The following is a 20,764-nucleotide window of genomic DNA, read 5'->3' on the forward strand; positions in this document are numbered from 1 at the left end:
GCTCGTTTTGGTCTGTAAGGCGTATTACAACGCGATCGTGTACTCCCCGCTTCCTGCAGTAAAGATGATATGCCCGTCTTCATAGCGGACATCGGGAAACTCGGCAGACACTCGCTTGATGTCAACCTGCTTGCCCGGAAGCATAACGGTGGCCCTGGAATTCGCAGGAATGCCAAAATCGTAGGTAACGCCTCTTTCCGTCTTCAACCAACCGGATTGGATCACGCCATAGGGAGATTCATACGTTGCAGATGCATGTGTAAGCGTTCCTCCAACCAGCGGTTTTATCGTAAAATGTTTGAAACCCGGCGTTTTCCATTGCGGGCGAATGCCTGCAATGCCTGTAAATAAGAAGTCGCATACCGCTCCATAGGAATAATGGTTCAATGAACCCGTAAGTTCCCCGTCCGGTTTGATTCCCCTCCAGCTTTCCCAAATCGTTGTAGCGCCATGGCTCACGGCATATAACCAGGAGGGATCGGAGGTTTGCTCCAGCAGCCGATAGGCGATTTCGGGATACCCATGATCCGCCAGAACATGAAGGATGAACGGCGTGGACAAAAATCCCGTATTCAAATGATGCTTCTGCGCTACGACCATCTCGGCAAGACGGTCCGCAACCGCTTGTCGTTTGGCTGTATCCGCCAACCCAAACGCCAGCGTCCGAACATTCGGCGCCTGCCGATCGTCCAGAATATGCCCGTTATCCTGAACAAAGTATGCATTGTACACACGCTTGATCTTTTCATATCGACGCAGGTATTCTTCTGCTATCTCGAGCTTTCCGAGTACGGAAGCCATTTCGGCCAGGAGGCGCGTGGAATAGGCGAAATACGCTGTCGCAACATCGGGATGACAGCCTTGGGACTTGCTCATCGCCGCGACCAGATCGTTGAATTCGGAATCGGCTTCGAGCCATTCTCCCCAGTGGAAGCTGGTATCCCAAATGTAATCCGCATCAAGCTCGCCGTCGGTATAGTTCTGATAGGCGGGAGAGTCTTTGAAACGTTCATTGGCTTTCCTGGCGCTGACGGCCATATAATCCACCCATGCCTTAGCCGAATCAAACTGCTTCTCTAGAATGGTTTGGTCTCCGTAACACAGATACAACGTCCATGGAATAATAACCGCCGCATCCCCCCAGCCGGAAGAACCGTCAAGCATGCTTGCCGTTCCTGGCTCTGGCCTGCGTATGGCCATCATGGGGTCTTTATTCTGCTTGGAGAACCTCTCCCATTCCTCTTTGTTGTGATAGCCGATCACGGTAGGTACCGTACTCCCTACGGATCCATTCGAGAATTGTTCGGACGCCAGGTCGGCCAGCCATTTTTCATAAAACGAATGCACGTTCATCAAATTGGCTGCCGTTTTGCAAAATACTTGTGCGTCCCCCGTCCAGCCTGCTCTCTCCCGGGTCGGGCAATCCGTCGGCACTTCCATGAAATTGCTTTTTTGGCTCCAGCGCGAGTTAGAGACCAATTGGTTGATCAAGGGATTGGAACACGTAAATTCACCCGTTTGCTCCATATCCGAATAGATGGCCACTGCCGTAAAATCTTCTGCTTTTACAATGCCTGGATGCTTCTTGACCAGCACGTAGCGAAAACCAAAGATCGAGAAGCGCGGACGATAATGCTCGATACCCTCACCCTTCAAAATGTAGCGAACTTCTTGAAAGTCCTCTAACGGCCCGTGATGGGCCAGGTTTTGCAAGGTAAAGTTCCCGTCTTTATCCAGCGTTTCCCCATGGATGAGTACAACATTGGTACCGGCTTCACCGCAAACCCTCATGTCCACCCAGCCTGCGATGTTTTGTCCAAAGTCCAGCACGGTCTCGCCATTCGGCGTGTGTAATACCGTTGGCGAAAAGGTTTCCTTTTGTCTAACCGGCACGCTGCGGGTCGCAATCAGGCCAGTTAGTTCATCTTTGGCAGCCTGTACTTGCCCCCAGGAAGAATCGTCATATCCGGGTTGGTTCCAGCCTTCCATATCTATTCGGGCATCATAAAGATCGCCAGCCTTCATGTCTGATTTCAGCAGCGGTCCGTATGATGTCTTGAATGTCCCGTCACTGCAAACCCATTCGATCGTTCCGTCCTCGTATTGCAGCATCAGTTGTCCCAAAAAAGCCAGCTTGTACCCGAAATTATTTTTCAAGCTAGCCCCGCCGGTAGAACCTCTCCACCAGCCGTCGCCAAGAATAATGCCAAGCGCGTTAGCGCCTTCCTGCAGCAAATGAGTCACGTCATAGATCTGATATTGCAATCGCTCGTGATAGGATGTAAATCCGGGAGTAAACAGATGGTCCGTACCTTCCACCCCGTTCAAATAAAAGCTGTATAGCCCTTTTGCCGTCAAACATGCCCTGGCCCGGACAAGTCCCTTCCTTACAATGAATTCCTTGCGAATATAAGGGGCAGGTTTATAGGCATCGATCTGCACTTCCTTTTCCGGTTCAATCCAGCAGGCACGCCAGTCACTGGCATGCAGCAGCCCGATTTCAAAGAAGGCGCATTCGCTGAATATGGACTCTTCACCGTGATTGTCCCAGACTTTAACCCTCCAATAGACGCGCTGCAGCGATTCCAGCGGCGGACCTGCATACAAGATGACTTGGGACTGGTCAGATTCTACTCTCCCCGTATCCCAGATCAAATCGTTAAAGTCTTTTGTTCCGGATGCTTGTACATGATATGCCGTTTGCATAACGTTCGTCTCTGAACTGTACACCTTCCAACCTAATCGTGGTGATGCTGCGTCCACGCCCAAAGGATTTTCCAAATATTCCGTTCGCAATGATCCGACTTCAAGCACGTATAATCCCCCCTCAAGTTCACCCCGCCGTATGCTTCTACCATCGAGAAGGATCGCGGTGACTCTCTTAGGATAATAAAAACAGTACATTTTTTATGGTACATGGGGACGCATTTTTGTAATCAGGTATCAGAGCAGCCGAATCACCGAGATCAAATGCCGAATAGCCCTTCAACAAGAAGGGCTGTGACGTTAAATATACGACTCGCGTTATTGCTTGAATGTGACATGAATCTGCACGATTTCGGAGCGGCTGCTTGTACGGATCGGCGGCCCCCAAAATCCATAACCCGACGTGACAATGGAATGCATGGCGCCTTTCTGCAAATATCCCCAATCGTTCTCATAAATGGCCTGCGTGATGAACTGGGCCGGGGCAATCTGCCCGCGATGCGTATGGCCGGACACAACCAGATCGATGCCGTTTTGTTCGGCGATATCCAGATCATACGGTTGGTGGTCCAGCATGATCACCGGTTTGCTTTGATCCACGTTTTCCATTAAAGCAGCGACCTCGGCACGATCCGTCTCGGTTCTGTCTTTGCGCCCGATCAAGGTCAATTTGTCATCCAGCATAATTTGCTCATCATATAACACCTTCATGTTGCTTTGTTCCAAGGCTGCAATCAACGCTTCGATCGGACCGTCGAATTTGTCATGGTTCCCAAGGGTTGCGTAAACACCGTAGGGTGCCTGGATATCACGAATAATGTCCGCGATCCCGCTTTTCTTGTACAGTTCAAGGTTATCGTCGATCAGGTCGCCAGGGTACAGCACAAGGTCGGGCTTCAGTGCATTAATCTCATTTACCATTCGTTTAGCGTGACTCGGTCCCGACAGCAATCCAAAATGGGTATCTGCTGCCATCACGATATTAAGCGTGTCCAGCCCTTCGACTTTTTTATCGATCTGAATGCTGTACTCCCTTACGACCGGACTATATGCGTTGAAAATGCCGTAACCCAGTGTCGACAACAATAAAACAAGCGTCGCCGCGCCGGCCCATTTGTGTGCATGATGCCTGGGTATGCGCGTCAACCGCAGCAGCCAAAGGATGATATGTACAACCGGCAGAATCATCAATAACAATGAGAAGATGGCCAACCAGTATGATCCAATGATGCTCAGAAACGATAAGCTTCCAAACATCCGCGCCAAAATAAATGAACAAGCCAGAAATGCGATGATTCCAATATACAGCCAGCGGAAACGTGCGCTCACAACGGGTTTCATCCAGCTCCACCCGCTCCAGCCTATGTAAAATACCAGCAATCCGTATACGAGCAGAAATGCAATACCAGCTACGACAAACATTCTACGACGATCCTCCTCGTTCATATTCAATTTCTAATGATGCCTTTAACCCGTCTGCACCAGTATAACCCAGAAGCCCTGTTCCAGGCATCTTTCCAATGCAAAAAAGCATTCCCGCGTCCGCCGAGAGCCAAGGGCTTTCGCATCGGACACAGGAATGCTTGAACTTTTATGATTGCGTCGTCTAACGATTATTCGCTTGCTTCCATCCAGTTGTGGTGGAATGTGCCTTCTTTGTCCACGCGTTTAAACGTGTGCGCGCCGAAGTAGTCGCGCTGAGCCTGCAGCAGGTTGGCCGGCAGACGCTCTGTGCGGTAGCTGTCGTAGTAGGACAGCGCGCTGGAGAAGCCCGGTACCGGAATACCTTGGGTTACCGCTACGGACACCACTTCGCGCCATGCATCCTGGTACGATTCCACGATGTTTTGGAAATAAGGGTCGAGCAGCAGGTTTTTCAGCTCGGCATTGTTGTCGTACGCTTCCTTGATGTTTTGCAGGAATTGCGAACGGATGATGCAGCCGCCGCGGAAAATCATCGCGATGTTGCCGTATTTCAAATCCCAGCCGTACTCGTCGGAAGCTGCGCGCATTTGTGCGAAGCCTTGGGCATAGGACACGATTTTACTTGCGAACAGCGCTTTGCGCACGCTCTCGATGAACGCAGCTTTGTCGCCTGTGAAGGCGGACGCGGACGGGCCGTTCAGGATTTTGCTTGCCGCTACGCGCTCGTCCTTCATGGCGGACAAGAAGCGCGAGAATACGGATTCCGTAATCATGGACAGCGGTACGCCCAGATCCAGCGCGCTTTGGCTTGTCCATTTGCCCGTTCCTTTTTGTCCGGCAGCATCCAGGATGACGTCGACCATCGGTTTGCCGGTTTCCGGATCGTATTTGGAGAAGATGTCGGCCGTAATCTCGATCAGGTAGCTGTCGAGTTCGCCTTTGTTCCACTCCGTAAAGATTTCATGCAGCTCTTCGACCGAGACGTTCAGCACGGATTTGAGCAGGTGGTAGGCCTCACCGATCAACTGCATATCTCCGTACTCGATGCCGTTGTGCACCATTTTTACATAATGTCCGGCACCGTCTGGTCCGATGTATGTACAGCAAGGATCGTCGCCTACTTTGGCGGAAATCGCCGTCAGGATCGGTTCGACGAGTTTGTAGGCACTTTCCTGTCCGCCCGGCATGATTGCAGGGCCTTTCAGCGCGCCTTCTTCACCGCCGGATACGCCTGTGCCGATGAAGCGAATGCCTTTGTCTTCCAGCTCTTTGCTGCGGCGCTGCGTGTCAGGGAAGTAGGCATTTCCGCCATCGATGATGATGTCGCCTTCGTCCAGATGAGGCAGCAGCTGTTCGATCGTTGCGTCCGTTGCGCTGCCCGCTTGAACCATGATCAAAATTTTGCGCGGGGATTCCAGGGATGCCACGAACTCTTCGATGGAGAACGTGCCTGTCAGGTTTTTGCCTTCCGCTTCTTTCAAGAGGTCATGCGTTTTCTCCGGGGAACGGTTGAATACCGACACCGTAAAGCCTCTGCTTTCAATGTTAAGGGCCAAGTTTTTGCCCATAACCGCAAGTCCGATAACGCCGATCTGTTGTTTGCTCATTATATCCTCCTGATCATTTTAATATTCTAAAGCTTTATTATGGGGCGGAGCGGTGGCAAATCTAACGGCCACCTGCTCCGCGTCATCATCATTATTTTACGGAATTTTTCCAGTCTGCCGCAAATTTTTCCAGACCTTGGTCTGTCAGCGGGTGTTTGGAGATTTGCTCAATGACGGAGAATGGAACCGTCGCAATATGTGCTCCTGCCAACGCTACACGTGTTACGTGATCCGGATGTCTTACGGATGCAGCAATGATTTGTGTATCCAGATTATGCACACGGAACAGTTCGGCTACTTTGCTCACCAACTGCACGCCATCTTCGGAGATGTCGTCGAGACGACCCAAGAATGGGGATACGTACGTTGCGCCAGCACGAGCTGCAAGCAAAGCTTGGTTCACCGTGAAGATCAGTGTTACGTTGGTTTTCACGCCTTTTTTCGTCAAGTAGCGGCATGCTTCCAGACCTGCCAGCGTCATTGGCAATTTGATCGTGATGTTTTTGTCGCTGTTGTTGATTTTGATCAGTTCTTCCGCTTGCGCGATCATTTCTTCTGCTGTTTCTGCATCCGGCGTTACTTCTGCGGATACGGATTCCACTTCAGGAACCAGCTTCAGGATTTCTTCGATGCGGTCCTCGAATTTCACGCCTTCTTTGGCTACGAGAGAAGGATTCGTCGTTACGCCGTTCAAGACGCCGATTTTATATGCTTTTTGAATTTGCTCCACGTTTGCTGTATCGATGAAAAATTTCATGTTGATTCCCTCCACTGGATAGTTTATTATTTGGATTTGGTACTACTTCAGCATGTTACATATTACATATTACCATTAACCGCCAACGGAACTCCAGAAGCAGCTTGTTTCACCTGTTCTTCAGGCTCGTCAAACCACCAATGATGTCCCTCCTCGGCGAGCAAGGCATCGGACTCTGCCGGGCCATAGCTTCCTGCGGCATAGGTGTGCAGCGGAAGCAGGTTCTCTGCAAATGCGTCCAGAATCGGCTGGACCCATGCCCACGACAATTCAACCTCATCCCAATGCGCAAAGAACGTAGGATCCCCATGCAGCGCATCGCGAATCAGGTTCTCGTAAGCTTCGGCCAGATTTTCCCGATCCGGGGACAAGTCGATATGCACCGGCTTGAATTCGCCTTTGTTTTCCGGATCGCTTGCGTTCAGCTGGAGCGTCATGCTCTCGCCCGGACTCATTTCAATGACAAGCAGATTCGGTTTGGAACCGTTGTTGCTCTCGGAATGAGTCTGACCGGATGGCTCCTTGAATTCGATGACGATGCGCGTGGACTTTTCTTTCATGCGTTTGCCTGTGCGGATATAGAATGGAACCCCGCGCCAGAAGAAATCGTCAATCTGCAGCTTCGCGGCGATAAAGGTATCGTTCATCGTGTTCTCCGCAACGCCCGGCTCATCCTTGTAGCCTTGCACCGGCTTGCCTTGGATGCTGCCCGCCGCATATTGGCCGCGAATGACGCTTGCGCCAACGTTTTGCTTTTGCAATGGCTCAATCGATTCCATGATGTGCTTTTTCTTCATGCGGACTTTGTCCGAGTCGCTTTTGTTGTAAGGAAGCTGGATCGCCATCATCATGAGCAATTGCAGCATATGGTTCTGGAACATGTCGCGCACGGCGCCCACGTGATCGTAATAAGATGCCCGTTCCTCAACGCCAACCGTCTCGTTCGCCGTAATTTGCACATTGGAAATGTACCGATTGTTCCAAAGCGCCTTCATGATCGGATTGTTCTGGTGCAGCGTCTCCAGGCGCTGTACCATCGGTTTGCCCAAATAGTGGTCAATCCGGTAAATCTCGTCCTCCGTAAACGCCTCGCTCAATTTGCGATTGAGATCCCGCGCCGATTGCAGGTCATGGCCGAACGGCTTCTCGATGACAAGGCGTTTCCAGCCTTGCGTATCGCCAAGACCGCTTTCCTGAATATTTTCGGCTATAGGCTCGAAGAACTCCGGTCCTACCGACAGGTAGAACAGACGATTCGAAGCAGCTCCGCGCTGCGCTTCCCCTTCTTCCACCATGCGAAGCAGCTTTATATAATCTTCCTTATGGCTGATATTCAATACACTGTAACGAAAAGCCTGCACAAAAGATTTTACTTTTTCCGCATCAGGCGCGCGTCTCGAAAATTCCTGCAAGGATTTTTCCACTTGAGACTGGAAAAAATCGTCGCTCCATTCGCGGCGTCCAAGCCCGATCAACGAGAAGGAAGCCGGCAGTTTTTGTTCGATGTATAAATTATACAAAGCAGGATATATTTTTCGCTTGGCCAGATCGCCAGTCGCACCAAACAGTATGATCGTCGTTGGTTCCATCTCCCGTAACTCCTTCCGAATAACTCTGGTTTCTTTGCTGTAGTTCCACTATAATACTTTTCAGAGCCATACAAGTAATTAATATATTTCACAGGAGATATAGATAATATCTATGACTACAAATTACGAGTTGTATAAAGTTTTCTATTGGGCCGCCAAAACCGGAAGCCTGACCCAGGCCGCCAAGGCGCTTTACATTACGCAACCCAGCGTCAGCCATGCGATCAAACAGCTCGAGGACAGCTTCGGGCTTACGCTCTTCTATCGCACGTCCAAAGGCGTTGCACTGACCCAGGAAGGCGCCAGTCTGTATTCCTACATCGAGCAGTCGCAGATCCTGATCTCGATGGCGGAAGAAAAAATGGCCGCGCTCAAAAGCCTGGACAGCGGAGAGCTGCGCATGGGCGGCAGCGATTCGCTGTTCAAGCATTACATGCTCCCGTTTCTGGAAGAGTTCCATACCCAATATCCGGGCATTAAGCTCCACCTAAGCCATGGGACGACGCCGGAAGTCATAACGTTCCTGAAAGAAGGCAAAATCGACCTGGGCGTCGTGCGCATGCCGATCGTCGATCCCCAGCTTGAGGTCAAGGAAAGCCTGCAGCTTAACGATACATTCGTTGCCGGGGAGCGTTACGCGGCCGAATTGAAAGGCAAAATCATTACGTTGGAGCAGCTGCTGGAGCATCAGCTGATCCTTTTTTCACGGAACAGCCGGGTACGGATGGCGATTACGGAGTTGTTCAACAGTTACGGTTACACGCCAAGGCCCGAAATCGAAGTCGGCAGCGTTGATTTGCTGATCGAGTTTGCTCGGCGGGGATTGGGTATTTCTTATGTGACGCGCGAATTCATTACCAAGGAACTTGAAGAAGGTTCCCTGTTCGAAGTGCAGCTGGACGTTACTCTACCGCCGTCCCAGGTGGGCATCATGACCAAACGCAACATGCCTATTTCCTTGGCAGCAGGCCGGTTTATGGAACTGATTTTCAAAAATTAAGAAAGAGCCTTTTCGTCCGCGGAGGATGAAAAGGCTCTTTCGTTTTTCGAGGCAAACTAACTTTGAGACAAACTCATGAAAACAAATTTTATTCCCAGCCCTCCCTCTTGGGAGGGTTGGAACCTTTGGTCCCCAGATCGGACACAGCGTCCATACAACCGATGGGCGGACCCACAATAGCATCGCTTCTGATGGATGCGATCGCCTTGGCGTAAGCCTCTTCATCCAGGCAGTACGCGCGCTGGGCCACTTCCGGAGGCGTCGCAGCCAGAAAGTCCGCGCCAAGCACGATATCCGGCGTAGGCACGTCAAAGATCGTCAGCACGTGCACGTCATCCGTTTCTGCCACGAACCAGTGAAACCAGCCTTTCGGAAAGATCGACACCTGCCCTGGCTTCAGCCGGTAATTCAAACGTTTGCGCGTAAACGGGTCAAACACGGACGTGGTCACTTCGCCTGAAATGACAACGACCATTTCCGTTGAATTGATGTGGTAGTGTGGCTGCACAATGATCCCTTTGGTCATATGAATATTGAAAAATCCATTTTTGATTGCAGGCAATTGCTCACCGAACAGCTGGGTTACAACGTTGCGCGGATCACGCTGATAATTAATCACGGCTGTGGAATCGGCCGCCAGCTGCACATTCGGGTCTTGCAAAATCGGATCGATCATGCCACGCTTACCTCCTTTATTGGGCAAATTGCTCATTGTTGTACTGTATGCGTCCTAGAGCAGAGTCATGCCGGAAGCCCTAGAATCTGCCCCGCAAATGAAGGAAAGCCTGCTGACGCATTACGCGCCGGACAGGCTTGTTGTCATGATTGTAATGGCTCACATTTCGTCGATAAAACGGGCAAACTCCCGGCCCGGATCGGCCAGGAAATCGTTCAATGCCGCGATGTCGCCCTGCTCCTGATGTTCAAGATCGACGTATCCGATCCGCTTCATGCCCGGATTCCAGACGATGGCGATGTGCGAATACTGGTCGACTTGGGAAGATAGGCGCAGCAGCTTTTTTCGGCCTAATTTCATTTCCACCGCATCGACCAGATGGAAAAATTCAATATAACCGACGCCCGAATCGTTGGTTGGCAAATCCACCCGGCCCGGATTGTCCATCATAAAATCAATCAGCGGCTGTGGCAGCTTGTACGCTTTCAGAGCATGCAGCTTGTTGCTCACGCTGTGAAATTCCTCGGGCTCATGCGCCTTGAGATATTCCGCCATTTCCCCGTTGTTCTGCGATACGGCGATGGTATAGGCTCGTTCCCCGTCCTTCTCCTGAATCGTCACGTCCGCCCCCTGTTCGACCAAAAACCGAACCATGTTCAAATTGTTGTTGCGGGCAGCGACGGTTAACGGGGTCGCCTTGTATGGATACACCATGTCCGGCTCGTTGTAATTGATGTCGACGCCGTGATCCAGCAAATAACGGACTGTTTTCATGTCGTGATCCGACACCGCTGTGCGCAGCGTTTTGCCCGCATGTTTCCGAATGTCCAGCCCCAGTTCGTTGAACAGGGGAATGTTGTTCTTGTTGCCGTAATACGCCTCGTCGTACGCGGTGGATTTCACCTTGCTGCGGCCGTCGAGCCTTGCTCCCTTTTCATGCAAATACCGAATCACGTCTTCCCCGCAATAACGGGCCGCCTGAAGCATCGCTGGTCGGTCTTTCGCATTCAGTTCCGCCCCGTGTTCGACCAGCAGCTTCACCATATCCGGTTTGTTCAATGTCAATGCGATGTCCAGCGGAGTCATGGATATGTATTTGCTCAGCACAAGCGGCTCTTCGAGCGCCAAGCCTTCATCTATCGCCTGTTCCACCACAGGCAGGTTGTTCTCCCAGATCGCCTCCGCAATCGCGGGCAATGTTTCGAATTTCCCCATATGGCCGATTTTGAACATTAATGATCCCTCCTTGCGCATCTTGATCCTATTCTGCAGTTCTAGCAACCCTCAAATATTTATCATACAAAAGGCGGCCGCCTCTTTCATCGTCTGATTGTCCCAAAACACGGGAACGTCCTGCTTGGCTTTGCCAAAAAAGATGCGCACAAGCGCATCATCGGGCGGGCTTCTTCTACTTCACCCATATTTTTTTGTCGATCTTGCCCCAAGCGCCCAAGAATGGGGCTGAAAACCGATCCTATGGCGGAATTTGAGAACTTCATTCATCTTATGATAAGATTAGGGCTATCCGTTTTTCAGCAGAGTGCCGGTCGGTCTGCAGACCGGATTCGGAAAGGACCTTATGAAATCTACCGGAATATTTGACATACAGTCCAACTTGCACGAAATGATTCCCCCGTTGGATCTGCGCAGCTGCCTGGTAAGCGTGCGGGGTGAAACGATCTATGAGCACTACCGGAACCCGGAGATCCCCGGGCAAATTGCCAAGATCAATTCATGCACCAAAAGCATACTGTCTTCTCTCATTTGCATTGCGATGGATCACGGATGGTTATCCGGGCCGCAAACGGAAATTTCCGCCTTTTTCCCGACATTGCTGGATGATCCCGATCCTCGCAAAGCACGCATAACGCTTGAGCACCTGTTAACCATGACTGCCGGGTTCGATTGGGACGAATTCGGCGGGCAAAATTCCTTTCCGCGCATGACCCGTACGGAGCGCTGGGTCGACTTTGCCTTGGAGCAGCGACTGAGTCACGCTCCAGGTACCTATATGGAATACAATTCGGGCGTGTCGCAGATGTTATCCGCCATATTGATGCAGGCAACGAATATGCCTGTTGCACGATTCGCGGAACGTTTCCTGTTTGGTCCCTTGGACATTGAAACGGTTGAGTGGGAATCTGATCCTCAAGGCGTACATACGGGAGGTTTTGGCCTGAAAATGCGGCCAGGCGATCTGCTCAAATTCGGGCAGCTGTTCCTGCAGCAGGGCATGTGGAATGGCGAGCAAATCATCTCCACCGAGTTGGTGCATCGCTCCACCCAGCCGTTCATCGACGTTACGCCTCCGAACCGCGGCCGTTATGGCTGGCATTGGTGGGTGGATGCCCATCCCGGAGAAGCAAAGGCGGCTGCCGAACAGCTATCCGGCACGAAGCACTCAACGGGCGCAGAAGCTGCCGATGCCGCTTCACTCGATTACTACTATGCGCGCGGCTTCGGCGGTCAGTACGTTTACGTCGTGCCTGCGCTGGAGCTTGTGACCGTGCTGACCAACGATAAGCGCAAACGGGACAAGCCGCCGTTGGACGTATTTCCGCGCCTGATTGCGCCCATGCTTTACGGAGCATCCAACATATAACGGACCGCGCACTCTCCAAAAGGGGGAGCAACAAAGAGCGAATTCATTTCCGGACAGCCGTCCGATTTGAATTCGCTCTTTGGGTTGACCGTTCATTCTTTATCCCATTCCTCTTCAATCGCGCGGCTGATCCGATACGGTCCCGATTCCCGATTGGAGCAAATGACCAGCTGTGCATTCTGCTGCGGGTATACGGCAGACATAAAGGATACGCCCGGATCAAAACCCATCACGTGCATTTTGAATGGTTCTTTACCATCCAGATCAATCCATACGCCTCTTCCATAATACTCGTTGTCTTCCTGGCGGCTATAGGGCTTGAGCAGTTGACTCGTTCCTTCTCCGCTCAACAATTCGTGGTTCAACAACGCACTCCAAAAGCGAAGCATATCCGGCCCCGTGGTATAAGCCCCCCCATCCGCTCCGCCTTTGACGGGAATCGAAAAAACATTGGATGTCCACGTCCCGTCTTCATGATCCACATACCCCGTTGCAGTGTTGCGAGGAAGCCGGTCTGCTTCAAAATAACCGCTATCCTCCATTTGGCAGCGGCGGAAAACATGCTCTTCGACATATTCAGCAAACGAAGTTCCCGATTGTTGTTCGATAATGAGCCCAAGCACGATATAACCTGCATTGTTGTAATGGAATCGTTCGCCCGGCGCAAACTTCATCGACAGGTTTTGAAACATCGGAAGGAAATCACTGGGTTCACGCATCGCATAGACCGGTCGTTCCTTCCACAAGGACGCAAAATCGTGCATTTCCTCCTCGTCGAAATAATCCGGGATGCCCGCGGTATGCGTCAGCAGTTGATGCACGGTGATCGATTCATCCCAAAGCGGAAAGTCGATATCCAGCACCTCGGACAGCCTGGACTCGTAAGTCAGTTTCCCCTGCTCGACGAGTTGGCCAATCGCTACGGCGGTAAAGATTTTGCAGCCGGACGCAATCCCGAATCGGGTATCCGGCATAATGGGCAGCTCATCGCTTCGCTGGGCATGCCCTCGTGTCAGGTTGAGCAGCGTTTCCCCGTTTTTCCGGAAAAGCACTATACCTGAAAAATCAAGCTGTTCCATAATCGCCGACACCTTGTTTACCAGTTGGCTTCCTTGCACCACCCGTACCACCTACTCCCTCAAAACATGATTTTCCCTTCGTCGACCCTGATGAATCAACGCATAAATAGCCACGTATACGCTCAATAGAAATACTCCGAAAAACATGCAAAAGGCCAGCGAAGTTCGGCTAAGACTCTCATGCATGAGTTCGATCAGCATATCCCGGTTGGTTAACACGTCCCAACTGTTCAGGCGATAGACGCGGCCCAGCAAAATGCCGTAACTTCCAAGCGCGCAGCCGACAAGCACGAAAATCCAGGACACGATGCGCCCAAACTTTCTCCAGATCAGTTCATGAATCTGGTACATCGACAGGAAACCAAGCAGCAGCCCTGTCCACACAAACATCATGACGACAATCAAATCATACCAGTATCTGAAATGGATTTCGTCTCCCGCAACATATTTGCCGCTACGTACGGTGAGGTGCAACAGGTCGGTGACGATGTAGGCCGCATTAGGGAAAAACAACAGCCATACCAGCCCGCTTGCAGCAGCCAGCCACCCAGCCGCTTTCCATTTCAAATGGGCAAGGGCATAGGATACCGAAGAAAAAACGAACGGCAGCCATGCCAGGAACAGATTCCAGATCAAAAAGCGGAAATAGCGCTGATCCAGCCAATCCGCAGCGGCATAGTATAATCCGACCGTGACCGCAGTTAATACACACATGATGAAAAACAAGTTTATGTAGTTCAGCTTCTTCAACGATCAAACCTCATTTCATGCGAGCCTGCGGCTCCGATATTGGGCGGTCTTTCATTTCTATCGAAATTCCAAAATTCTACTTGATATACCTGATCATACCATTCCGAAACTCAACAATCAAAGGCCGTAAGGACTGGCAGACAAAGACAATATTCGTAACCTTTTTGTGCCTGATTAGTTTGCCGGCGACGGGTTGAGTCATTTCAATTCCGATTTAACCTATACCGCTTTGGTAAAAGAAATCAATGTGCCGAGTGTCCGAAAACTTCTGCAGCAGGCCAACCACCTTGAAGGTTCGTTATACGTAGGTTATCTGTTCAGCGGCAGCGATAACTCGCCCGGCCTACGACTGGACTGCCGACGATGAAGAGCGCTGCATCAATTCTGTGGTCAAGGAGGCTTATGAAAAAGCCGTACAAAACCGGGAACCCGGGTCCCAAAGCGTACTTCTGGATGCCATCGAACAGATTCTCCCGCTCCTGGACGAGAACAACGGTCAGCTCACTCCTGAAATTCGGAATATCATCGAATCACTATATGAACGTTTTACGGAAGAATAAAGTTGTATGCGCAGCGAAAAAAGCGGCAGCCCCTTCTCTTCGGGTGCTGCCGCTTTGTGTGTCAATATGTCGGATAGGGTCTTCATTCTTGGAGATCAATGTTCTCCTGTGTTATTTTGATCGATCTCAATTTGTCCGGGTTTACGATCAGATAACATCCCTCAAGCCGCTCTCCCGATGCATCGGCCTGCAAACAGAGCACGCCTCTCAGCTTACCCTCCACAAACAAAGCCGCCTGGGGTTCTCCGTTGATCCGAACGACCATCCACTGCATTTGCCGCAGTCCATTCAGAACCCGCCGCGAGGTCAGCAGGGCCACAACGCCTTTTCGCACGTTCATCGTTCTCATGACCGTATGCACCTTGCCTCCGCCATCGGAGGTGAATACAGGCTGCTCGGCCAGCAATTCCATCATGGCCCCTACGTCATAGTTCATGAATGCAGCCGTGAACCGGGAAAGCAATTTCTGTTTGGCGGCAAGCTCGGCTTCGCCATATTCCTTGGAAGGAACGCTGCTCGGCAAATTGCGTTTCGCGCGGCTGAAAATTTGGCGGCAGTTGCTTTCGCTTTTTCCAAGCCACTCGGCAATATCACGATATTCGTGCCCAAACGCCTCGCGCAGCACAAAGACGGCACGCTCCACAGGCGACAGACGCTCCAGCATGACCAAATAGGCATAGGAGATCATTTCCTTTTGCGCCATCGTTTCCTCGGGCATCAGGCCGGGGTCGGTCATCGGTTCGGGCAGCCATTCGCCCACATAGCTTTCCCGCTGATTACGGGCAGAAGCGAGCAGGTTCAAGCTGCGATTTACAATGAGCTTTGCGATATAGGATTTGGGATTGTGAATGGGTTCATCCACTTCTCTCTGCTGTTGCTCCTGTGCCTGCAATGCAGCGAAACAGTCCTGGACGACATCCTCCGCTTCGACGACGCTGCCGAGCATCCGGTAAGCAATCGAAAAGGCATACGCCTTGTATTGCCTGTATAATTTGCCAACGTCCAGAGAAGCACCCTCCGTTGCATTGGCAGATGTGTCGATATTCATGGTCTGTGGCCTCCTCTGGACCGTTGAGTTATGGGCAAGATCTTATTTATAACATCCCGGGAACATGCCGGTCGTAATGGCAATCCGGTTCCAGCTGTTAATGGTGTTGATCGCCATCACAAGGTCCATCACTTCAGCTTCGCTAAAGTGTTCGCGCACACGCTCAAACAATGCATCAGGCACGCCTTTCCCCGCAATCAGCGTAACCGTCTCGGCCAACTCCAACGCCACACGCTCTTTATCCGTATACAGCGGAACCTCCCGCCATACGCTCAGCAGCAAAATGTGATCGGCATAATCGCCCAGTTTCATCAGATCCTTCGCATGCATGTCGAGGCAAAATGCGCATCCGTTGATTTGGGACACTCTGATCTTGATCAGCTCATACAATACCTTGTCTTCGAACTGTCCCGATACGTATTGCTCTAGCGCCGACATCGCCTTATATGTGCTTGGGCTGGCTTTCATGTGGTTCATTCTCATTTTCATTAGGTTCGCCTCCAGTTATGGTTTCATACTGAAGACAAACGAGGGGACCGGTTTGTGACAAGATTCAGGATTTCGGATAAAAAAATGTTTCTGCGACATAGATCCATCAGAAATATGTATCCAATACGTTCTTCCAGCTCCATTCGGCAGATGACAAATGGATGCTCTTCAGCCAAGGCATGCGTTCGATTACATCAGGTACACTCTCAATTAGGCTGTTGGAGATGTTCAAATATTTCAGCTTGGCCAACTTTTCCAGTTCGGGAGGAAGTTCCTTAATGGCAGTGTACGCAATATGAAGGCTTTCCAACTGGCTGAGCTCGCCAATTTCCGGAGGAATGCGATCCAATGCGATGTCCTGCTTCGGTTTGGGCTTCCAATCCGAATCTTGAATGAATGAAGTTCCGCAATATATGGTCAGATGCTTCAGTTTCTTTAGTCTGCGAATGTTTGCCGGAAGGCTTTCCAGATCTCCGGTCATGATGCTTAATTCCTCCAATGACGCAAGTTCAAACAATGCTTTCGGGAGCGTGAACAGATCCCGCTCGACAATCTCCAGGCTTTTTAACGCTTTCAATTCCCTGATACGGTCAGGTATAGCTTGGATCCCCATAGAACTGATCTCCAGACGATCCGTCTGATTTCGAATGGCGTCATCAAGTAGACGGTCCAGCTCCTCATGCCGTTTGAGCCTAAAGAAGAGCCCGGGAATTCGCTCCATGAGCTGAATCGCTTCTTCTTCGGAGATGCGCATGCCGAACATGTCTTCATGTGCGACGCTGAAGAAATAATCACTCCCGTCTTTTTGCAAAAAACAGAGATCATCCGGCAAATCGGGATAGAACCAGTCTTTGAAACGTCTGGCCTCCTGTTTCAGAATCTGTCCGGATTCCGGAGTGCAGCGAAAAATGTAGTACGTTCCCTCGGTATACATGGCCCCGCTGCGGAGCATCAATTCTTCCATCGAACATTTTTCGATCAGATACGGTTCCAGTTTGCTCAATACCTCGCTTACTCGTAAAGGCATTTCATCATAGTACCCCCGATCCACCAGCATAAAGCGATCCGTGCGCTTAATCAGCTCATCAATGAGCTGTTCATAGGCTTCATTCCTCGGGTCTGTATGAAACGGTATCATTGTCAACCTCCTATTCGAGTCCAATTCAAGCATTCTTTGCAGCAACAGGAGGACCGATCAATAATCAATCTCCTCCATCGTGCTCAGGTTCCTGTTCGATTGTTCCAGCATCTGCGTGAACGTCGGCGCCACGTAATAAACAAAGTCCGGGTCATGCACATAAACGATAACCTGGCCATATGTTCCCTGCTCCGTCGGATCGAAATCCAACATCAAATAGAGCGAACCTCCGGCAATGGTCGCAAACGGAACCCGTGATTGGTGGAAAAGATAAGGCCGGATTTCCGGGTCCAGTTTACCGATTTCCTCTGCCGAATAAAACTCGTCCAGCCTCTGGTTCTCCCCGCTGATCATTCGCATCCCATCCCGCATCTCCTCTAGCGACATCAAATAAAACGGCGTCCATTCCCCCGCCTCTTCATCGCCGGGATACAACACATGAAGGGCATAACCGCTGCCGTTTTTGCGCTCGTAAAACGCACGGAAATCGGCAGGCAAGCGAACGCCAAACTCCTGTTCAAAGGCGTTTAGCTCTGCCGCCGAAGCCCCGCCAATATCCCGATACTGGTCAAGCAACTCCCGAATTTCTGCCTCTTGGACCTTTTCCTCCAACAAGAACTCCAATTCATCCATCAGCGTATGGACATGGCTTATCGATCCCGACGTCTCATCCGGCTTCATCCTCTTTCCCCTTTCCTTTTCATGTACGTTATTTCTCCTTGGCATTCTCGCGAACGTATTCCCTATACTCCCAAAAAGCTTCTTTTTCACCGCCATCTTCCAATAGAATCATGATGGCATAGGATAACATGCCCAGCCATTGATCCATCTGGTCGATTTGTTTCTGCGAAATCAATCCGTTTCTGCGCAGCATGCCTTCCGGTTCTACCGCCCAAGCCCGTCCAAGATGCACGATGCTCCACAAGCAGGACATGATCTCCCGATCAACGGCCGGCTGCGACAAATCCGGAGACAGGACCCGCACAATCTCCATCAGTTCATGAAAATTTTCTTCAAATAAGGTGCCTCGAAACGGGCGAAGACTGCCCAGAAAACCATGCTCCATCTTTGGGTGCTGAACGTCATCAAACGCAAAAGCATGGCATTTCAGGAGCAGCACCGCTTCATCGCGCGTCATTGGCATCCCTCCCCTTTCCGTGATGCATTCATCCCGTTTAACAGGCGGTTACCAACGCACAGGGTTCTCGCCGCGCAGCAATACGAACCGTTCCCGCTCACGCAGCGTCCCCGTACCGATGCTGTATTCATCCATGACCGGCGATGCGAGATCCAGCACATGAAGCATGCCGCTGTAGGTACCTACCAATAGCTCGGACCGATCGGGTGAGGTCGCCAATGAAAAGATCGTGCCGCCGACATAATAACGCCACTGCTCCTGTCCCGCCTGATCGATGCAGCGCAGATAACCGTAAGCATCTCCGACAACGATGCCTTCTTTGACTTCAACGGCGGCATACATGCGCGCATGCTCATCCACTATAGGCCAATCCTCTCTTTTTTCGTTGCCTTCCACCTCTTCCAAAGGAATTCGGATCGTAACGCCATTGTAGAAATGGCAGGAATTGAACCAGACATTGCGGTTGTCGCCAGAAAAAACGGCATAGTGCGGATAGCTCGATTCGGGATAGAACATGTACTTTTGGCCTTGGCGGCGATTGAGCAGCATATGCTCACTCGCTTGGCTTCCATAGGCAATCCATGTGCCGTCCCTGGAAACCGCAGCATGCCCCATATCCAAACGCGTGTCTTCGAGTTCATATTCCTCGATATCTTCCAGATCCGGATGAAGCAGTTCTACTTTATTAGGTTCGATCAGATAGATGCCATAATAGGATTGCAGCAGCAGCGCCTTTCCGTCTTCCAGAGGGACGAGCAGCTCCAAGGTCCGCTCCGGGAACTCGCAGTCCGCAAAGGACTCGGTATTCGGCAGAATTTCATGGATCAGATCCTGAATGTCTCCCCAACGATAGGTGGCTAACCGTTCGCCTTCCAAGGCCCCGTCCGGCCTGCTCACGACATGAATGCCATCGGCAGAAGCAAGCGCCCATACTAACTGATCGGCGGAACATCCGGCAAATGTATATGCTGTGCCGCGCAGCTCTCCTTGCCGGTTGGCCGTATATACTCGTCCCTGGTCAGCCATCGAACCGCTGCTGAACACGATAGATCCATCGTGCAGGTATCCGATCGCGCGGATAGGCTGCATTTGCTTGTCAAACGCTTCAGCCATCGGCCAAGTCGCAGCAGGAAGTTCCTCGCGAAGCCGACTGATTTCACCGGCTTCATTGGCTTTCTTCACCATTTCCCACACCGCTTTGGCCCACTGTTTCCGCTGATCTTCCGCAATTTCGGATTCATCCGTCTGCTCGCCGGCCATGCTGCGCCGCACAAATGCGTTCACATTGTCCGCATACCGCCTGCCTTCCGCTCGCCATGCCGCAGCAATGCGTTCATTCAACCAATTCAATATGATTCCTCCGCTCCCATAGGATTGATAGCCTTGCAGTCATGTTCCTGCAATACACGATCGATCTCCGTCTCAGGCGCCCCGCCTGCTTTCCCCGCCTCATAAAATAAGGCGATCTCCGATCCGTACGCATAATTGAAGCGGAGATATCCACCCATGGAAGCCGAAAAAAGTTTGCATGTATGCTGATTTTCCAGTATAGCATCCCATTCAAAACGGGCCTTGAATACTTGCGCAACCTCTTGCAGCGACAAGCCTCCCTGCTTCGCTCCAGCATAATGGTAAAACGTATGCTGCCGCAGCTCGTTCCATGGCTCGAAATACCGAGGTTCGGCCAATGAGGCATCAGAGTACACGTCGCTGTAGATTCGATTCAGCTGCTCGCCGAATCCCTCTTCCATGTCGTGCCACAAACGGATGCGTTCATCGTGGCGCGGAAGCCACAGCAGTCCTGCGACGCCGGGATGTATCGCCAGAAAATCCCCATCGACCGAGCTGCCGATGCTTATGCATTCCCCGATCTGCTCCTGGTTGATCGGCGCTTCTTCGTCGTGCAGCCAAAAGTCATATTCGGCAAAGGGTTTCAATACCTCGGCATCGGGGCGCTGTACGTTCATCCAGCCCGAGTACGTCCCTTCGCCATATTTGCCCAGCCAGCCGCGGTATGAACGAGGCAGCGTGACGGCATGCCGTTGTTCGAATGAATCCAGTTCCTCGGCGGGTACCGGGTTGAGCATGCGAGTCACAATATACATGTTTATGGCTTCCTCCCATCATTAACGTCATGAACATGTCGACATTTCATGTATAGAAACCGCAGCGTCTGTTTGTTTTTCGCGGCTTATATAGG

At 51.3% G+C, this 20,764-nt stretch carries 18 protein-coding genes; 2 read left to right on the forward strand and 16 right to left on the reverse strand.

The window, feature by feature from the left end; genetic code table 11:
- Window positions 1–24: 24 nt before the first annotated feature.
- The 5 genes from MKY59_RS18650 to zwf form a co-directional block, all read right to left on the reverse strand.
- Entirely contained in the window at window positions 25–2,814 is a 2,790-nt protein-coding gene (locus MKY59_RS18650; protein ID WP_339273052.1) for a family 78 glycoside hydrolase catalytic domain, read from the reverse strand.
- A gap of 210 nt (window positions 2,815–3,024) precedes the next feature.
- Complete coding sequence (locus MKY59_RS18655) at window positions 3,025–4,128, reverse strand: metallophosphoesterase (RefSeq protein ID WP_339273054.1); 1,104 nt, start codon at window positions 4,126–4,128, stop codon at window positions 3,025–3,027.
- A gap of 191 nt (window positions 4,129–4,319) precedes the next feature.
- Complete coding sequence (gene gndA, locus MKY59_RS18660) at window positions 4,320–5,738, reverse strand: NADP-dependent phosphogluconate dehydrogenase (protein WP_236412007.1); 1,419 nt, start codon at window positions 5,736–5,738, stop codon at window positions 4,320–4,322.
- Between the two features lie 91 nt (window positions 5,739–5,829).
- Window positions 5,830–6,495, reverse strand: a complete 666-nt coding sequence (fsa, locus tag MKY59_RS18665) for a fructose-6-phosphate aldolase (protein ID WP_236412006.1) — start codon at window positions 6,493–6,495, stop codon at window positions 5,830–5,832.
- Window positions 6,496–6,557: 62 nt separating this feature from the next.
- Complete coding sequence (gene zwf, locus MKY59_RS18670; protein ID WP_236412005.1) at window positions 6,558–8,084, reverse strand: glucose-6-phosphate dehydrogenase; 1,527 nt, start codon at window positions 8,082–8,084, stop codon at window positions 6,558–6,560.
- A gap of 112 nt (window positions 8,085–8,196) precedes the next feature.
- Between zwf and MKY59_RS18675 the strand changes: the two genes are divergently transcribed.
- On the forward strand, window positions 8,197–9,084 hold the full coding sequence (locus tag MKY59_RS18675) for a LysR family transcriptional regulator (RefSeq protein WP_236412004.1): 888 nt from the start codon (window positions 8,197–8,199) through the stop codon (window positions 9,082–9,084).
- A gap of 88 nt (window positions 9,085–9,172) precedes the next feature.
- Here the strand turns inward: MKY59_RS18675 and MKY59_RS18680 are convergent, their stop codons facing one another.
- Together MKY59_RS18680 and MKY59_RS18685 are read right to left on the reverse strand one after the other, a co-directional pair.
- Window positions 9,173–9,760 carry a cupin domain-containing protein gene (locus MKY59_RS18680; protein WP_236412003.1) on the reverse strand — a complete coding sequence of 196 codons (588 nt, stop codon included), beginning with the start codon at window positions 9,758–9,760 and terminating at the stop codon, window positions 9,173–9,175.
- Window positions 9,761–9,919: 159 nt separating this feature from the next.
- Window positions 9,920–10,993: an ankyrin repeat domain-containing protein gene (locus MKY59_RS18685; protein ID WP_339273061.1), complete on the reverse strand. Its 1,074-nt coding sequence runs from the start codon at window positions 10,991–10,993 to the stop codon at window positions 9,920–9,922.
- 346 nt (window positions 10,994–11,339) lie between these two features.
- Between MKY59_RS18685 and MKY59_RS18690 the strand changes: the two genes are divergently transcribed.
- Window positions 11,340–12,362: a serine hydrolase gene (locus MKY59_RS18690; RefSeq protein ID WP_339273063.1), complete on the forward strand. Its 1,023-nt coding sequence runs from the start codon at window positions 11,340–11,342 to the stop codon at window positions 12,360–12,362.
- Between the two features lie 92 nt (window positions 12,363–12,454).
- Here the strand turns inward: MKY59_RS18690 and MKY59_RS18695 are convergent, their stop codons facing one another.
- The 9 genes from MKY59_RS18695 to MKY59_RS18735 form a co-directional block, all read right to left on the reverse strand.
- Window positions 12,455–13,483 (reverse strand): serine hydrolase, encoded by a 1,029-nt coding sequence (locus tag MKY59_RS18695; protein WP_339273065.1) that lies wholly within the window; start codon window positions 13,481–13,483, stop codon window positions 12,455–12,457.
- Window positions 13,484–13,492: 9 nt separating this feature from the next.
- On the reverse strand, window positions 13,493–14,191 hold the full coding sequence (locus MKY59_RS18700; RefSeq protein ID WP_339273067.1) for a DUF1361 domain-containing protein: 699 nt from the start codon (window positions 14,189–14,191) through the stop codon (window positions 13,493–13,495).
- A gap of 642 nt (window positions 14,192–14,833) precedes the next feature.
- Window positions 14,834–15,799, reverse strand: coding sequence for a sigma-70 family RNA polymerase sigma factor (locus MKY59_RS18705; protein WP_339273069.1), 966 nt, complete (start codon window positions 15,797–15,799; stop codon window positions 14,834–14,836).
- A gap of 42 nt (window positions 15,800–15,841) precedes the next feature.
- A complete protein-coding gene (locus MKY59_RS18710) occupies window positions 15,842–16,288 on the reverse strand; it encodes a carboxymuconolactone decarboxylase family protein (protein ID WP_236411995.1) in 447 nt (148 codons plus the stop codon).
- 106 nt (window positions 16,289–16,394) lie between these two features.
- Window positions 16,395–17,426 carry a leucine-rich repeat domain-containing protein gene (locus MKY59_RS18715; RefSeq protein ID WP_339273073.1) on the reverse strand — a complete coding sequence of 344 codons (1,032 nt, stop codon included), beginning with the start codon at window positions 17,424–17,426 and terminating at the stop codon, window positions 16,395–16,397.
- Between the two features lie 57 nt (window positions 17,427–17,483).
- Window positions 17,484–18,107, reverse strand: a complete 624-nt coding sequence (locus MKY59_RS18720; RefSeq protein WP_339273075.1) for an SMI1/KNR4 family protein — start codon at window positions 18,105–18,107, stop codon at window positions 17,484–17,486.
- A 28-nt stretch (window positions 18,108–18,135) separates the two neighbouring features.
- A complete protein-coding gene (locus MKY59_RS18725; protein ID WP_339273077.1) occupies window positions 18,136–18,564 on the reverse strand; it encodes a hypothetical protein in 429 nt (142 codons plus the stop codon).
- A gap of 48 nt (window positions 18,565–18,612) precedes the next feature.
- A complete protein-coding gene (locus MKY59_RS18730) occupies window positions 18,613–19,914 on the reverse strand; it encodes a hypothetical protein (RefSeq protein ID WP_339273079.1) in 1,302 nt (433 codons plus the stop codon).
- Window positions 19,911–20,669 (reverse strand): SMI1/KNR4 family protein, encoded by a 759-nt coding sequence (locus tag MKY59_RS18735; RefSeq protein WP_339273080.1) that lies wholly within the window; start codon window positions 20,667–20,669, stop codon window positions 19,911–19,913. Before MKY59_RS18735 ends, MKY59_RS18730 begins: the two co-directional genes overlap by 4 nt.
- Between the last annotated feature and the right edge of the window lie 95 nt (window positions 20,670–20,764).

It is taken from the genome of Paenibacillus sp. FSL W8-0426 (genome assembly GCF_037969725.1).
Classification (GTDB): Bacteria; Bacillota; Bacilli; order Paenibacillales; family Paenibacillaceae; genus Paenibacillus; species Paenibacillus hubeiensis.

Excerpts from the sequence above, each read along its gene's own strand:
- MKY59_RS18655 (WP_339273054.1), bottom strand. The coding sequence starts at position 4,128 with ATGTTTGTCGTAGCTGGTATTGCATTTCTGCTCGTATACGGATTGCTG.
- gndA (WP_236412007.1), bottom strand. The coding sequence starts at position 5,738 with ATGAGCAAACAACAGATCGGCGTTATCGGACTTGCGGTTATGGGCAAA.
- fsa (WP_236412006.1), bottom strand. The coding sequence starts at position 6,495 with ATGAAATTTTTCATCGATACAGCAAACGTGGAGCAAATTCAAAAAGCA.
- zwf (WP_236412005.1), bottom strand. The coding sequence starts at position 8,084 with ATGGAACCAACGACGATCATACTGTTTGGTGCGACTGGCGATCTGGCC.
- MKY59_RS18675 (WP_236412004.1), top strand. The coding sequence starts at position 8,197 with ATGACTACAAATTACGAGTTGTATAAAGTTTTCTATTGGGCCGCCAAA.
- MKY59_RS18680 (WP_236412003.1), bottom strand. The coding sequence starts at position 9,760 with ATGATCGATCCGATTTTGCAAGACCCGAATGTGCAGCTGGCGGCCGAT.
- MKY59_RS18685 (WP_339273061.1), bottom strand. The coding sequence starts at position 10,993 with ATGTTCAAAATCGGCCATATGGGGAAATTCGAAACATTGCCCGCGATT.
- MKY59_RS18690 (WP_339273063.1), top strand. The coding sequence starts at position 11,340 with ATGAAATCTACCGGAATATTTGACATACAGTCCAACTTGCACGAAATG.
- MKY59_RS18705 (WP_339273069.1), bottom strand. The coding sequence starts at position 15,799 with ATGAATATCGACACATCTGCCAATGCAACGGAGGGTGCTTCTCTGGAC.
- MKY59_RS18710 (WP_236411995.1), bottom strand. The coding sequence starts at position 16,288 with ATGAAAATGAGAATGAACCACATGAAAGCCAGCCCAAGCACATATAAG.
- MKY59_RS18715 (WP_339273073.1), bottom strand. The coding sequence starts at position 17,426 with ATGATACCGTTTCATACAGACCCGAGGAATGAAGCCTATGAACAGCTC.
- MKY59_RS18720 (WP_339273075.1), bottom strand. The coding sequence starts at position 18,107 with ATGAAGCCGGATGAGACGTCGGGATCGATAAGCCATGTCCATACGCTG.
- MKY59_RS18725 (WP_339273077.1), bottom strand. The coding sequence starts at position 18,564 with ATGACGCGCGATGAAGCGGTGCTGCTCCTGAAATGCCATGCTTTTGCG.
- MKY59_RS18735 (WP_339273080.1), bottom strand. The coding sequence starts at position 20,669 with ATGTATATTGTGACTCGCATGCTCAACCCGGTACCCGCCGAGGAACTG.